This is a genomic window from Leptolyngbya sp. CALU 1928 (assembly GCF_056784215.1).
The window spans coordinates 12,231-26,356 of the sequence record NZ_JBXBCE010000004.1; the positions used below are offsets into that span (position 1 = coordinate 12,231).

At 48.8% G+C, this 14,126-nt stretch carries 18 protein-coding genes and 2 pseudogenes; 11 read left to right on the forward strand and 9 right to left on the reverse strand.

The genetic code is table 11. The features are described from left to right. Positions 1–193: 193 nt before the first annotated feature. On the reverse strand, positions 194–742 hold the full coding sequence (locus AC1S5B_RS19585) for a hypothetical protein (protein WP_482037381.1): 549 nt from the start codon (positions 740–742) through the stop codon (positions 194–196). An 80-nt stretch (positions 743–822) separates the two neighbouring features. Between AC1S5B_RS19585 and AC1S5B_RS19590 the strand changes: the two are divergent. Then, positions 823–921, forward strand: a pseudogene (locus AC1S5B_RS19590) (IS1 family transposase); the annotation flags it as partial. 129 nt (positions 922–1,050) lie between these two features. Here AC1S5B_RS19590 and AC1S5B_RS19595 read toward each other — a convergent pair. Further along, positions 1,051–1,248: pseudogene (locus tag AC1S5B_RS19595) on the reverse strand (IS1/IS1595 family N-terminal zinc-binding domain-containing protein); the annotation flags it as partial. A 231-nt stretch (positions 1,249–1,479) separates the two neighbouring features. Between AC1S5B_RS19595 and AC1S5B_RS19600 the strand changes: the two are divergent. Beyond that, positions 1,480–1,827 carry a hypothetical protein gene (locus AC1S5B_RS19600; protein WP_482037547.1) on the forward strand — a complete coding sequence of 116 codons (348 nt, stop codon included), beginning with the start codon at positions 1,480–1,482 and terminating at the stop codon, positions 1,825–1,827. Beyond that, positions 1,742–2,059, forward strand: a complete 318-nt coding sequence (locus AC1S5B_RS19605) for an IS1 family transposase (RefSeq protein WP_482037543.1) — start codon at positions 1,742–1,744, stop codon at positions 2,057–2,059. Before AC1S5B_RS19600 ends, AC1S5B_RS19605 begins: the two co-directional genes overlap by 86 nt. A gap of 574 nt (positions 2,060–2,633) precedes the next feature. Here AC1S5B_RS19605 and AC1S5B_RS19610 read toward each other — a convergent pair. Further along, positions 2,634–2,939 (reverse strand): helix-turn-helix domain-containing protein, encoded by a 306-nt coding sequence (locus AC1S5B_RS19610; RefSeq protein ID WP_482037382.1) that lies wholly within the window; start codon positions 2,937–2,939, stop codon positions 2,634–2,636. Between the two features lie 177 nt (positions 2,940–3,116). Here AC1S5B_RS19610 and AC1S5B_RS19615 point away from each other — a divergent pair, with 177 nt between their 5' ends. The 4 genes from AC1S5B_RS19615 (at position 3,117) to AC1S5B_RS19630 (ending at position 4,418) form a co-directional block, all read left to right on the forward strand. Beyond that, complete coding sequence (locus AC1S5B_RS19615) at positions 3,117–3,290, forward strand: hypothetical protein (protein WP_482037383.1); 174 nt, start codon at positions 3,117–3,119, stop codon at positions 3,288–3,290. Next, complete coding sequence (locus AC1S5B_RS19620) at positions 3,290–3,568, forward strand: hypothetical protein (RefSeq protein WP_482037384.1); 279 nt, start codon at positions 3,290–3,292, stop codon at positions 3,566–3,568. The genes AC1S5B_RS19615 and AC1S5B_RS19620 overlap by 1 nt, the downstream gene beginning before the upstream one ends. Positions 3,569–3,655: 87 nt before the next feature. Next, complete coding sequence (locus AC1S5B_RS19625; protein WP_482037385.1) at positions 3,656–4,024, forward strand: hypothetical protein; 369 nt, start codon at positions 3,656–3,658, stop codon at positions 4,022–4,024. Between the two features lie 64 nt (positions 4,025–4,088). Further along, positions 4,089–4,418 carry a hypothetical protein gene (locus AC1S5B_RS19630; protein ID WP_482037386.1) on the forward strand — a complete coding sequence of 110 codons (330 nt, stop codon included), beginning with the start codon at positions 4,089–4,091 and terminating at the stop codon, positions 4,416–4,418. 39 nt (positions 4,419–4,457) lie between these two features. Here the strand turns inward: AC1S5B_RS19630 and AC1S5B_RS19635 are convergent, their stop codons facing one another. Continuing rightward, a complete protein-coding gene (locus AC1S5B_RS19635; protein ID WP_482037544.1) occupies positions 4,458–4,586 on the reverse strand; it encodes a diguanylate cyclase domain-containing protein in 129 nt (42 codons plus the stop codon). On the opposite strand from AC1S5B_RS19635, the gene AC1S5B_RS19640 reads away from it, so the two are divergent. Then, positions 4,527–4,775 (forward strand): hypothetical protein, encoded by a 249-nt coding sequence (locus tag AC1S5B_RS19640; RefSeq protein ID WP_482037548.1) that lies wholly within the window; start codon positions 4,527–4,529, stop codon positions 4,773–4,775. The two genes, AC1S5B_RS19635 and AC1S5B_RS19640, sit on opposite strands and share 60 nt — an antisense overlap. Here AC1S5B_RS19640 and AC1S5B_RS19645 read toward each other — a convergent pair. The 3 genes from AC1S5B_RS19645 to AC1S5B_RS19655 are packed head-to-tail and all read right to left on the reverse strand — an operon-like array spanning position 4,732 to position 11,785. Further along, complete coding sequence (locus AC1S5B_RS19645) at positions 4,732–6,183, reverse strand: hybrid sensor histidine kinase/response regulator (RefSeq protein WP_482037387.1); 1,452 nt, start codon at positions 6,181–6,183, stop codon at positions 4,732–4,734. The two genes, AC1S5B_RS19640 and AC1S5B_RS19645, sit on opposite strands and share 44 nt — an antisense overlap. After that, complete coding sequence (locus tag AC1S5B_RS19650; RefSeq protein ID WP_482037388.1) at positions 6,180–10,055, reverse strand: PAS domain S-box protein; 3,876 nt, start codon at positions 10,053–10,055, stop codon at positions 6,180–6,182. The genes AC1S5B_RS19645 and AC1S5B_RS19650 overlap by 4 nt, the downstream gene beginning before the upstream one ends. Further along, the gene (locus AC1S5B_RS19655) at positions 10,052–11,785 is read right to left on the reverse strand and encodes an ATP-binding protein (protein WP_482037389.1); all 1,734 of its coding nucleotides are present in this window, start codon (positions 11,783–11,785) and stop codon (positions 10,052–10,054) included. Before AC1S5B_RS19655 ends, AC1S5B_RS19650 begins: the two co-directional genes overlap by 4 nt. Before the next feature lie 368 nt (positions 11,786–12,153). Here AC1S5B_RS19655 and AC1S5B_RS19660 point away from each other — a divergent pair, with 368 nt between their 5' ends. Genes AC1S5B_RS19660 through AC1S5B_RS19670 form a run of 3 tightly spaced genes read left to right on the forward strand, consistent with a single transcriptional unit; the run spans position 12,154 to position 13,226 of the window. After that, positions 12,154–12,468, forward strand: a complete 315-nt coding sequence (locus tag AC1S5B_RS19660) for a CHAT domain-containing protein (protein ID WP_482037545.1) — start codon at positions 12,154–12,156, stop codon at positions 12,466–12,468. A 9-nt stretch (positions 12,469–12,477) separates the two neighbouring features. Then, positions 12,478–12,798, forward strand: a complete 321-nt coding sequence (locus AC1S5B_RS19665; RefSeq protein ID WP_482037390.1) for a hypothetical protein — start codon at positions 12,478–12,480, stop codon at positions 12,796–12,798. Continuing rightward, a complete protein-coding gene (locus tag AC1S5B_RS19670; protein ID WP_482037391.1) occupies positions 12,717–13,226 on the forward strand; it encodes an IS630 family transposase in 510 nt (169 codons plus the stop codon). Before AC1S5B_RS19665 ends, AC1S5B_RS19670 begins: the two co-directional genes overlap by 82 nt. Positions 13,227–13,233: 7 nt before the next feature. On the opposite strand, the gene AC1S5B_RS19675 is transcribed toward AC1S5B_RS19670, so the two are convergent. Further along, positions 13,234–13,710 (reverse strand): transposase, encoded by a 477-nt coding sequence (locus AC1S5B_RS19675; RefSeq protein ID WP_482037546.1) that lies wholly within the window; start codon positions 13,708–13,710, stop codon positions 13,234–13,236. Beyond that, positions 13,677–14,045 carry a transposase gene (locus tag AC1S5B_RS19680; RefSeq protein ID WP_482037392.1) on the reverse strand — a complete coding sequence of 123 codons (369 nt, stop codon included), beginning with the start codon at positions 14,043–14,045 and terminating at the stop codon, positions 13,677–13,679. Before AC1S5B_RS19680 ends, AC1S5B_RS19675 begins: the two co-directional genes overlap by 34 nt. Positions 14,046–14,126 lie beyond the last annotated feature (81 nt).

The following is a 14,126-nucleotide window of genomic DNA, read 5'->3' on the forward strand; positions in this document are numbered from 1 at the left end:
GTTGACCTCAAAGCAGCACTATTGCGGGAGTCGCAATTTGCAACACACTCTGATGGCTCGGTTTGTCTCACAAGTTTACGGGGTTTTAACGTCCTACAAAGAAAAGTTGGCTGTTCATACTCTGTCCCCTTGCGGCGGAGTTCTTGATCTGTTGCGGAGCGCACCCGGCAACAAAAAATATTTAATTGCCGGGTTAATAGCTAAGTCTAAAGATACTGAGACCCATGAGATGTGCGTCGATATCTGGGTTGTGGGTGGCGATCGTCATCTCTAATAGACCCTTATCAATTGCCACAGGATAGCCACCATAGCGCTGCCAATGTCCCAAAACTAGTTTACCGATACCTGTAGCGATTGGCTGTCCTGCCACCTGCACCTCAAGAGAATGCCAGTTTGTCTGGTAATTTTCCATCATCCACAAGTACAGATCATAGGTGCCATTAGGCAGAGTTTGGCGGATTTCCAAAGTGTGCGATCGATACACCACAGTATTCAACATTTGGCGCAAATCGCGATTACCCGTAGGCGTGGGCTTGATCTGAGTCGTGAAGACAGTTGCCTCAGGCACGGATAAACCCTGAGCAAGCGCTGCCTCGTAGGATTCCCAACGATGTCCTTCAAGGGTAACGGATGCTCCGCCTAGGTTAATGCCTTTGACAAATTCTCCTGAAGGGACCGGGCCAAGATTGGCTGCATTGGGCTTGATCAGATCTTTAAGGCGATCTACAAAGTTAGAAATCATCCTGGGCAATCGACTGAAGGGCGTACCCACCCTAGCCGCTACTCCCCCTTAGTGGCAACAGTCGAGCAGGGTGGTTCATGTTAGCCAGCGAAACCATTTGCTTCTCTAAGTCCATCTGGTTGCATGATGTCGTCATCGGACTATTCATCAACCGCTATGAATTTGGCTTAGACATCTAACATTATGATCCACAAGTCTAGAACATCACCCCTTCTGCACTAATCAGCGATCGCAACATCTGACGCGACTCATCCCCCAAGGGTTGCTCTAGTTTATTCCCATGACCCACGGGGCATCAATCCTGCAACGCTACCGTTCATTGCCATGTCACTGATGTGTTGCTTGACTTCAAGCAAATATCCTCGATACTCATACTGCAAAATAAAGGTGCGCCGAGGGCAGTGGGTGTTTTGACACAAATAGCGCTGTTTGCCGTCTGGAGTAGTGCCATGTTTGATCACTTCGACTCCGTCACATTGAGGGCAGTCAATCGGCTCTAAAACCATGCTTGAGTCTCCCAATAGTGATTCCTTTACCAAAGTAATCTTTGTTATCGAAAACAACAAGTTTGAAACATCACCAAGCAAAACCATAAATGCCGAGACTGTGCTGTTGTCAGTTTGTTAGATTCCCAGCCTAGCCCAAGGATCAAAGATACCAAAGGCTCGCAATCGATCGGTTATTGCTATAGTGGATTCCTTTAGTGGGTGTATCGCCAGTCCTGAAGCTGTCGGAAAATGGGTCAACAGTACGTCAATCAGACCTATGAGCAGGTGCGCCAACAAGCTGAGGTGCTGCCCAAAACAACCGCAAGGTTGACGGTTCAGATGGATGAGTTGTGGTCTTTGGTGGATGACAAAGGCAATAAACAATGGGTTTTGTTAGCAATGGACGTAGCGACCGGCAAAATCATTGGGTGTCATGTCGGTGATCGTTCTGCCGAGTCAGCGCAAGCCCTACGGGATAGCCTGCTGCTATCAACATGGCTTTATCTACACCATGCACTGGGAAGCCTATGCCTGTGTGCTACCGAGCAAACGACATTTTGCAGTAGACAAGGATTCTGGGTTAACCAGCTATATTGAGCGGTTGAATAACACGTTACGACAACGCATTTCACGCTTAGTGCGCCAAACTTTATTGTTCTCGAAGAAGTTAGAGAATCACATTGGAACGATTTGGAATTTCATTCATCACTACAATCAAAAGATTCAGAGCAATTGCGACGGGAGCAGATGGTTTCTTTTTCATCCTTTCATACAACGACACTACCCAATTTCGACCTGGTTTAACCAGCTAGCGTGCTTAGGCGTGTAATGGGCTCCAACTTGGACAAGATACGTCGCGCTTCTGTGGCAGGAAACACTTCATATAAGGCTGCCGGATTGTGAATGTTGAGATTATCCACGACTAATCATATTAACTCAGCCTCTTGATGATGAGTATCTACTAGCCTTTCGCTTATCTGACGGAAAATCTGATTTGGTGCGTCGCTCAGTCACCTCCACATGCCGCCAACCGGCTAGGTCGAGGCAAACAAACAAATTGACCACTCCATTACGTTCGTACTCCTAGCTACTGTTTGGGTTGACCTGGCTTAGCTGAATCGGTTGACGAGTTTCAACTCCACCAATGGGTAGAGGAGATGCTATCTAAAAGCAATGGGTGTTTTGGTTATAAGGTTGGGCATATAGTTGAGTAAATCTTCCATACGATAGACATAGGCGGCATCAATTTTAGGAATGCACCATTGTTGATTCAGCCAGAGCTTAATTTTGTTTTTTTAGTACTGGCGCACAGTTCTTGATCCACCGATTGACGAACTCCAAGCGAACTAACTCAATCCTGCTAGGAGTTTCATTGTCCACTTGGCTCGACCATTGGAGCATCGCTAGAGGCGGTTGCAACCACAGGAGACTTCTGCGTTGCTATCCAATTTGCGTCTTGCTCCTGGAATTGGACGGTTACGCAGGGCAAACTCAACTCCTTGTTCAACGAACTTGGCTCGGATGCGTTCAACCGTATTGACGTGGACGTGTAATGCTTGAGCAATGGTTTGGTCTGATTGATTTTCATCACTGAGCAATAGAATATGTGCTCGTGTTAGGGTTCTTGCTGATTGTTTTCCTTGGCGAATCAAGCTCTTTAGCTCTTCCCGTTTTGTTTCGCTCAAGCTGACAATGTACTTCTTTGTCATACTTACTACCTGTTTTAGCAGGTCGTCCCTGTCACAGTAAGCTACCCACCATAGTTACTGTGGTGGACTACTAGTGGGTCATTCGCTACTGACTGAGTTGCCTATTCTCTTAAAGGCTCGAAAATGATGACATTCTAGCGCTAGGTGAGGCTATGACTCGTCATCAAAACATCTCCTTTGCAGTCTCACTCAGAAGAGCAGCAATATTTAGAAAAAGTGAGTCGGTCGCAAAGTGAAAGCGCCAATCAGTTACCCTGCGCCAAACTATTACTGGCGGTAGCAGAGGGTTGCGATTACACGGATGCAGCTCAAGAGTCGGACGACGCTCTGGAGATGCAGTTGCCCAATTAGTGGCACGGTTCAACCAAGAAGGGATTACAGCACTGAACTTCCGACATGGAGGGTGCCCTGAAGTTGTGTATGGGAGTGAACAACGCTCCAAAATCCTTCAGGCAGTGCAACGCAAACCGGAACGACTAACCGATGGAACGGCAACCTGTAGCTTGAGTACTCTACAGCGGAGCATTCGAGAGCAGGAACCAGAGTTATCGCGGGTGAGTACCTACACCTTACACAAGGTGTTGAAAGAGTCAGGATGGAGTTGGCAACAGAAACTGGAGTTGGTGTGAAACCGGGAAAGTGGTGCGAAACCAAAATCGGGAGTGGTGACAGTGGTATACTGGGATGGTGAAAGTAAAAGCATTAATTGAGCAGCTATGAGTCCAGAGGCAGATGGATTAGCCGTTTGGTGTGAAAATGAGACCTGCCCGTTTACCACGGTTCCTTACCCAGGCGAGAGTTGGCAACCCCAGGAACATCCAGCAACTTATTCGCATGAGTATGTCAAAGATGGGACTGCCAAGCTGTTAACACTCTTTCATCCCAGGGACGGGAGTCTGAGTCAAAGGGGTAGCAGCCTACTCAATCAGGTATTACTTTGGTTGAAACAAGAATTAGCAGAGATTGTCCAATCTCTACCCGCCCCTATTGCTGCAACGAGTGCAACGGATACGCGTTTATTATGGCAACGATGGCGCGAAAATCTGAGCATCAAATTGAACATTGCCCAAACCACTGCCGCCTGAGAAGAATGCCGTCAATTTGCGACAATCTGGCAGGACATAAAACACCTGAGTTTGTCCTCTGGCTATGTGTCCATCCACCCCACCCTTTTACACTCCTTTGGGCGGAAGTCGGCTCAATATGGCAGAATCCATCCAACGGATTTTGAAACGACGAGCCTTATCTGGCAACATCCCCAAACCCCTCAGCAAATTATGGATTGGTTTGAAGCAGTTGCTCAAGCTTGGAATCAGCATCCAACTCCCTTTGAGTGGAGTGGCAAACGGTCTGCGCGACGACAGAGAGCACGAATCCGACGGCAGCATCAGTTGGGTGGTTCAGGTGCTTGTACGGCTTCCCCAATTTCTAAAACTGTCCTCTAGAGATGGCAAAACTCCATGCCAAGTCACCCACTAGTCCAGCTATGCCTATTCAGTGCATAACGGTGGAGTTGCATTAGCCACACCCTACACCCCGTCTTGAGCAAACTGTGGCTTCCTGTTGGAGGCAATGATCCCCTGCTGGATGCCCGTACGTATTGTTGTAGAGCTTGAAGCAGTCAATGTCACAGAAGCAAGGAGACAGGCTGGCGTACTCATGCCATTTGTCACCAAGTTGTGTCAGGATACTCATCAAACCGTCGTCGGTTGGCAATGCCAGTTAGTGTATTTTGAGCAGTTTACTGCTTGGGCAGGCGATCAACTGATTTCACGGATTCTGTACGACTGGGTCAGGGGTCTGGCAACAACCTGGGTCGTGGCAGGGAAACAATAAAGGTTGTTTTGCCAGGGACACTGTCTACGGCGATCGCTCCACCCTGATTTTCAACATTACGCTTGGCGATGCTCAGTCCCAAGCCGCTGCCTTCTCCCGTTGCTTTTGTGGTGAAAAAGGGTTCAAAAATTTTTGCTTGGATATCTTGAGGAATGCCGCTGCCTGTATCGCTGATGCTGATTTGAACGTGCTGATCTATCTGGGCAGTTGTAATGGTGAGCGTTCCCTTATAGTTCATCGCTTGCAGGGCATTGTGAATCAAATTTGTCCAGACCTGATTCAGGTCATCGGGGAAACACAGAATGGGCGGCAACTCAGCATAGTGTCGAATCACTTCAACCCCATGTTTGAGTTGATTATGATACAGCGTCAATGCCGTTTCGATGCCCTCGATTACGTTTGTCTCCACTTTTGTACCGGTGGAATCGCGATGGGCATAGCTTTTTAATGCCAACACCACTTTTGCTGCCCGATCGCTAGCAGTTACAATCATTTCAGCACTTTTTTGAATGCTGACCAATTCATAGGCTGTGTTTAGAATGGTGGGGCTGTTTGCGGCTTGCAGGAGCGGCAATAGCGGGGACAGGTCGTCATAGATGCCAATGTCAATCAACGTATCGGCGATCGTGTCGGCGTTGGGAATGGCATCGGCTTCAAGCTGTTGCATGACACTGCGTTTATGCTGACGCTTTTCTTTGCTAGAGAGCGATCGCAGGACAGCACTGGATTGGGTTGAACGGTGCAGTAACGCAAAAAAATCCTGTCGCCGTTCGGGTGAGAGTGTCTGGAGAAACTGAGGTAGGGCTTCCAGGTTGTGGTTCAAAAAGTGAGTAATGGTATTGGCGGACGATCGAATCGCCCCTAAGGGAGTATTCATTTCGTGGGCAACGTTTGCCACCAGTTGTCCCAGGGCTGCCATCTTTGCAGACTCAAGCAATTGAATTTGAGTCGTTTGCAATTCCTGGAGCGTTTGCTCCAGATCTCGATTCTTTTGTTGCAGATGGTTTTGCAGGGAACGAATCGCCAGGTGTGTGTTAATCCGAGCTAACACTTCCTCAATTTGAAAGGGTTTGGTGATGTAATCGACGCCACCGATCGCAAAGGCTTTGACTTTATCAAACACATCATTGAGGGCGCTTAAAAAGATCACGGGAATATTACGGGTTCGTTCATCCGCTTTCAATTTTTCGCAGACCTGATAGCCATCCATTTCAGGCATATTGATATCCAGCAAAATCAGATCGGGTGGCATCCCCTGGGCGGCAGACAGCGCCATCTTGCCACTGGTGACGGGGCGCACCTTGTAACCGCGTTCCGTTAGAATGCCAACCAACAGGCGTAAATTGTCAGGGGTATCATCAACGACCAGAATGTTGAAGGAGACGAGATCAAGCTCAGTGGCGGTCATGGCGGTAGGTTCCCTGTTGTGGGCGGTTGAAGGGTTTGGATGGCAGCCAAAACTTGCTCATACTCAAAGTTATCGATTCGGGTTTGTAGGGCTGTGGCAAGCGCCGGGTTCATGGCGTTGATCTGGGAAAGCAGGCTCGTTAAAGCATCCAGATCGACGTTGCAGAGGGCTGGTGTGAGTTCAGCCATGACAGCAGTGGGAAGCGATCGCAAATGCTCCGATAGGTAGTGAGTTGTAATTGCCTGTTGGTGATTTGACCCTAACTGAGCCGGGTTTATCGGTGACTCTGCGTAGACATAGCGCACCCCGATATGTTTCTGCATCGTCTCAAAAATGTCAGTTTCCTGAAACGGTTTGCGAATAAAGTCATCACATCCGGCGGACAATACGATCGCTTTTTGTTCTTCTAAAGCACTGGCAGTGAGGGCAATCACAGCAGTGGCTTGCCCCTGGGTCGTGGCTTTAATCTGCTTGGTAGCTTCATAGCCATCCATCACAGGCATTCGCATATCCATCCAAATCAGGTGGGGTTCCCATTCCCGCCAGAGGGCGATCGCCTCTTTGCCATTGCTAGCTTGTCGTAACTCAAAACCCAGTGGAGTCAGAAGTTTGATGAGCAACTGACGGTTTTCAAACTTATCATCCACTACCAGAATGCGATAGTGAGACTGGTTTGGCGCTAAGCCCACCACTTGCAAGCGTTGCGATTGCCGACGTTGAGGCAGGTCAGCCGGATTCACGACGGTAGCCCTAATGTCAAACCGAAAGATGGTTCCCTGCTGGAACTGACTACTGACTGAAAGGGTGCCACCCATCAGTTCGACAAATTTTCGACTGATCGCTAAACCCAGCCCAGTGCCCTCTTGAGCTTTCCCAGATTCGGTTTGGGCAAAGGCTGCAAAGAGATCATCAACGTCGTCAGGGGAAATGCCAACGCCAGTATCTTCGATCTCGAAGTGGAGGGTGCGGGGGTAGGGAGTGGGGGGTAGGGAGTGGGGGGTGGAAATAGGGGATACTTTCTGGTGCTCCCATCCTGCCACGCTCGCCCGCAGTGTGATGTGTCCAGCTTCAGTGAACTTGACGGCATTGCTCAGGAGATTGATCAACACCTGACGTAGTTTAACCGGGTCGGTGCGAATGCACTGGGGCAAGTTGGCATCGCGATCGCACATCAACTGAAGCTGTTTATCTTTCGCTCTTAACTGAAACATCATTTCGACATCATTCAGCAATTGATGTAAATCAAAAATTGTTTCGTTGAGTGTGGTGCGTCCGGCTTCAATTTTAGAAAGATCCAGCACATTATTAATCAGGGTTAGTAAATGCTCTCCACTGCGAATGATGGTGTCAACGTTTTCGCGCTGGTCGGTATTTAGCGCTGAACCGCGCTGTAAGAGTTGAGCAAAACCAAGAATGGCATTCAGGGGCGATCGCAACTCGTGACTCATATTTGCCAAAAACTCACTTTTAGCGTGACTGGCAGCATCCGCCGCTGCTTTTGCCCGCCGCAGTTCTTCTTCGATTAACTTGCGTTCAGTCACATCACGGGCAACGCCAACACAATAGAGCACCTGACCTGTAGCATCATACACGGCGGCAATATTGGAAATATACCAGCGCCAATCGCCCACTTTAGGCTTGATCAGATACTCCAATCCCCAAATGGTTTGTCCCGTTTCCACCAATCGCTCTATGGCATCCACACAAGGCTGGAGGTAGTCAGGATGAATCATGGGGGCAAAGTGATACCCAACAAATTCATCCGGCTCATACTGAAGCGCCTCTTTCACACTGGGAGAAAAGTAAGCAAACGTGCCGTCTGGATTGAGGATATAAATCACATCATTGACATTCTCAATAATACTGCGGAATCTTTGCTCACTTTCAAACAACGCTTCTTCCGCTTGTTTGCGTTCCGTAATATCAAGCCCAACGGATAGAATCTCAACAAATTCATCCTGCTCATTCAAAACTGCCTTATTTGACCATTTAACCCAAACTTTCTTGCCATCACTGCGGATGTTTTCATTTTCGTTGTCCTGATAGTCCGCTGGACTGCGACAGATGTCTGCTATCAAGGCTTGCAGATCGCGACCGGATGCTTCCGTTTTAGGAACAATGGTGCCAATGACATGACGACCCAAGATCTCGTTTTCCTGAAAACCAAAAAAGATTTGACCGTATTGGTTGAGAAAGGTAATCCGCCCCGTTGCGTCCCATCGCAAAATAATGCTGTTGGCTGTTTGGACTAAATCACGATACTGGGTTTCGCTGGCACGGAGGGCTTTTTCTGCCAGTTCTAAGTCCGTAATATCCAGCATGATTCCAGACCAGACTGTTTCTCCAGTTTTGAGCCGCTGGGGAGTGGAACGGCAATGCACCCACTTGATTTGACCGCTGGGGGTACGCTGCCGAAATTGCAGATCAAACACAGACAGATCGTGCATGGATGCATGTATGGCAGCAACGACCCGTGGTAAATCTACTGCTAAAATTTGGCTGTGCAGCACGCTGGCATCTGCTAAAACGGCGGCTGGTTTTACTTCTGCAATCTGCTCAATCCCAGCACTGACATAGGTGAAGCGATCGCGTCCCTCCAGGTCACGAATTTGCTGGTAAATGGCTCCCTTGCTTAAGTTATCGCCAAGCGATCGCAGCATCGCTTCCCGCTCTTGCAATGCCACCTCGCTTTGTTGGCGGATGCGGGCGATCGTGATCAGTTCTCCCACCACCCGGATCAGTTGGGTATGGTCTGGATTCCAGGGTGTCTTGCCAAAAACCTGGTTAAGACCAATCAGTCCATAGACTTCCTGGTTGTAAACCATTGGAATCAGCAGAAAGGCTTGAATGCCCAACTGCTCTAAGACGGCTCGCTCTGAAGCCGCAATCGGGGGCAGATCATTGATGGATGCCACTTGAACAACCTGTCCGTTGAGTACCTGATGCCATGCCCAAGCGAACTGGTGAATTGGAATTCGCTGAAACGACGGCTTCAGGGGACTGATGCCCTCCGTATGCCATTCGTGGCTGGTACTCCACTCTTGCAACTCGCGATCGTAGTGGTGAATATAGCAGTGGTCACTGCTCGTTAAGGCAGCGAGTTTACCCAATGTATCGGCGATCGCCGTCTCCGTATCCTGATTCACAAACGCACGGGAAATATCGCTCAACAGGTTACCTTGCTGGGCACGTTGCCGCAGGGCAGCCTCGGTGTACTTGCGTTCTAGCTCTGCCCCGACCCGACCCGCACAGATTTTGAGGATGAGTTCCCGGTCAAGCGTTGCATCCATCGGGTTAACATCCAGCACCGCCAAATGACCCAACAACTGACCCGCCGCATCCATCAGCGGCATGCCCAGATAGCTAACGATTCCCAGGTCAATCAACTCGCGATCCTCTGGGAAGTGAGTTTGCACATCCGTAGGATAGTAACAAGTTTGACCGATAAGCACCGTTGCACAGGGTGTATTTGCAATCGGATAGGCGATCGGTTCGCTCCAATCGTTGCCAGTCCAATAGGCTAAGGAACGAACCTGGTTTTTTTCCCGATTGGCAAACTCAGAGACGATCGCATACTTCACCTGCAAAGCCTCTGCCAAACAGCGCACACAGGCTCGGAAAAATTCATCACCCGTCTGGGATGCCGTCCCTTCAACAATCAGCCGTAATGCCTCCTTACCTTGGCGCAATTCGGCTTCTGCTGGCTGGTACTGTTGCATTTCAGGCTCCGCTGCTTGAGTACGCTCTAAATCTCTTGCTGTCAGCGATCGCAGTCCAATGCGCGATCGTTGATGGGCGACACGGACTCGCTGCCTGATCCAGTCAAAGGCACCTGTAATCACTCCTATGGCAATTGATTGAGCTTGCTTCATAAAACAAGATTGGGAACCTGAATCGTAAACATCGTCCAATCTGTGCCACTGGTTACCTGGATAGTGCCGTGCAGGCGCTCAATCTGCTTTTTAACGAGCGCCAGTCCTAAGCCAGTGCCACCCTGTCGCCGCAGATCGCTATTGGCAATGCGATAGAACTTGTCAAAAATATGGTCGTACTCACTGGCGGGAATCTCAACGCCCGTGTTTCTGACACTAATTTGAAATTTTGCCCCCATTGAACAAGCAGTTAAGCTAATTTTCTCCCCAATTGGGGTGTATTTGCAGGCATTGTGCAGCAGTTCATCAAGGGCACGTTCCAGATAGGATGGATCGGTTGTCAAGTCGGGAATCTCAGTGGCAATCTCCAGTCCCAGTTGTTGTTGCTGGCTGCGGGTGCGTTCCATAAATGGCTCAACAATGATGGGTAGCCAAAGGGGTAGGCTGATCGTCGTCACATTCAGGGGAGCTGCTCCCGCTTCTAACCGTGCCATATCGAGTAGATCGTTGATCAGGTTGGTTTCGCGTTTGCACTCATCTTTGAGAATCTGGATATACCGATCCGCTGTATGAGCACCAGTTCCAATCACTCCGGCTGATTGTAAGATCACCTCCAGCATTTGAATTGCCATCCGAATGGTCGCCATTGGCGATCGCAACTCATGGGAAATACTGCTGAGAAAGTCATCTTTGATTTGGCTGAGGTGTTCTAGCTCTCCGACTTGTGCTTGTGAAAGTTGATAAAGCCGCGATTGGCGGAGGGCGATCGCAGATTGATCCGCCACCTGCTGCCCAATCCGAATTTCCAAGGCATCAAAGACTTCTGTCTGTGGTTTGAATAACCACAGATCGCCAATCACCTTTTGCTGATCTCGCAAAGGACAAATTAGCACAGTTGATTGTGCCTTCAACTCGTGCTGTGGCTCAGTTTTTAGAGGGATAATACAGCAATGCACTTGCTGTCCCTGTAAAATTTGTGGGTAAAGATGAGGGCTATCCTCTAAGTTGATGACGGCACCTTTAGCCGACTCTGCCTGAATGGATGCATAACTAATTTCCGCCGTGCGGCGATCGAGGTTATACAATGATGCCGTGCAACAGCTTAAATGCAGCTCAGTCACTAGCTCTTGCACAACGGTTTGCAAAATCTGGCTTTCGTCTAAACTCTCCCGCACTTTGTCCGTGATGCGATTGAGAATGGCTTCAAACTCAAGCAGTCGATTCAGTTGAGCCGTTCGTTCCTTAACTTGCTGCTCTAGCACCACATTAAACCCATGGACTTGCTGATAGAGCTGCTGTAGTCGATTGGTTTGCGCTTCGAGTTTACGGTCTTGCAGAAAACTTTGCACAGCCTCAATCACGCTGGTTTGTAGATCGTCTGACTGCCAGGGTTTGGCAATGTAACGAAATAGTTTCGCTTCTCGAATCGCATTACTCACCGCTTCCAGATCAGCTTGCCCGCTAATCATGATGTTGAGCGTATGGGGCGATCGGGTATGAATTTCCCGTAATAATTCATCTCCCTTAATATCTGGCATGATGTAGTCAACCAAGACTAACGCAACTTCATAGTCATCGTCCTGCAACTCTGTGATTAGCTCCAGTGCCTCTTCCCCACCCTCCGCTGTCTCAATCAGGCAAGAATCACCCAATACCCTTTTTAGTTCTATCTTGAGACTTTCTAGAACCGTTGGTTCATCATCTACGCATACAATGACGGGCTTACTCATGGCTATATTTGCCCTTGGTGTTGCAGTATGAAGAGGCGTTACAGAAGGGCGGGTCATCATAAATTTTAATTACCACACTAAAACCTGCTGTAAAATCTCAACACCCATCTGCCATCGGTCTCAGTATAACTCTGGTCTGAAGCTATCAGGAAGTTTCACCGATGCCAGAACTTTAGTCTTGCCGCAGGGTCAGAAACCGGGTTTCTTGCCATTGGCTGAGTCGGAAAATGCTGCTGCTTTTTGGTTCAGAAACTGGATTTCTCAAGGTTTGTTGAGTATGGCAAGGAAGGAGAGGGGAAGCTGGCGATCTCACCGTGGGTAGGTGAGTGAGTGGATGATGGCAAGGTAAGGAGAGGGAAGCTGGCGATATCAAAAACCTTGTGTTTGTGCCCGATGGCTTGCTGCGTAGTTTGCCATTGGTCTTCCACGATGGTCAACGATATCTGATTGAGCAATACAGTGTCGTGCTTGCGCCCGGTCTCCAACTGCTGCAACCCCAAGCCATCGATCGCCGACAAATGAAAGGACTCCTGGCAAGATTGAGTCAAGCTCAGGGAAACTTTGCAGCGTTGCCAAATGTGGTGACTGAAATCAACCAAATTAAAGCCAAAATTCCATCCCAGGTGTTATTGGGGCGTGTTTTAAAACCATTTGGCATTATGGACATAGTACATATATACTGAAAAATTTCCATGATTCTCCCACCCCAAACGACGACTCGTCGAGGCGAAATGACTGCTCGGCAGTGGCTCTCGGAGAGTTTAGGGGTAGAAGCCCAGTATCATGCGGTGTACCAGATGACGCGCTATCGGCTCAAAGCCAAGCTCAAAGTGGTTCGTCCCCAACATATCCAGCAGAACCGAGACCAACGAGAAGCTTTTAAGCAAACCTCAAAGATGACCTCGACCTATAGAGTCAGTACACTCGGCAAGTGCGCCAGGATGAGCGACCGATTCGCTACTTTGCACAAGATGAGAGCCGCTTTGGACTGCACACACTCATCGGACGCTTGATTACCGCCTGTGGAGTCAAACCTATTGGACACTGGCAATGGCTATTCAAAGCATTCTGGCTCTATGGTGCGGTGGAACCTGCCACAGGAAAATCCTTTTTCTTGCAGTTCTCCTATGTCGATACCCAGTGCTACCAATGGTTTTTGGATGAGTTCTCCCAGACTTATCCCGATAGTCTCAACCTCCTGCAAGTGGATAATGGACGGTTTCACACCAGCAAAGCGTTGGTTGTGCCAGAGAATATCATTTTGGTGTTTCAACCGCCTTACTGCCCGGAGTTAAACCCCATTGAAAGGGTGTGGGAACATCTCAAGGCGGATCTCAAGTGGGCTTCGTTCAAGACTATAGATCAACTACAGGACAAGGTTGATCAACTCTTATCTCAGTTAACCCCTCAACTCATTGCTTCCCTTAGAGGATGTTTGTAAAAGAGTGTTAAGGAGTTTCTTTCTTCCACCTTCTGCGATTATTGTCTAGTCGTCGCAGCATCAACCGAATCATGGCAACATACACCAACCCCTCATGGTTCTCTGGCAATCGTTCGTAGTCGCGGGTTAATCCTCGACAATTTTCTAACCACGCCCAAGTTCGTTCCACAATCCAGCGCTTTGGTTGGACTGAGAATCCTTTTCCCTGATGCTCCACAATCTCAAAGTCAACCTCATAGACCTGGGCTAAATCAACTTCTAGGTCTCCTCGATAGCCCTGGTCTGCTAGAACCTTAGCCAATCGCCCATACGTGTCTATTGCCCTAAATAATACCCATGGAGCCGCTTTCACATCCGCTTGATTCGCCGCTCCCACATGACACTTGAGCACCAGTCCTAAGACATCAACAACAATCGTTCGCTTTCGACCTTTGATCTTTTTGAAGCCATCTACACCAATGTGCTCCCCCCTTTTTCTCCCAATCTGACTGACTGGCTATCAATGATGCCCAAACGGGGTGCTTCTGCTCGTCCGACTGAGCATCGTACCTGTTTGACTAAAGCCTGATTAATCGATTCCCATATCCCCAAACGCACCCACAAGCGAAAGTAGCCATACACCGTTTGCCAAGCTGGAAAATCAGCCGGTAGGTTGCGCCACTTCACTCCATTTTCAACCCGGTAGAAAATGGCATCTAACACCTGCCGTAAATCCACTTCCCGCAAGCGTCCTACGGGTTTTTCTGTGGGTAATGAAGGCTCAATTCTGTGCCACTCGGCATCGGTTAAATCACTGCTGTAGGTTTTAAGTGCTCCCATCTCTCAACCTCACTCAACTCTGGCTTCTTAGTCCGCTTTTTAACTAGATTTCGTAAATACTTTCGCAATGTTTATTTACAA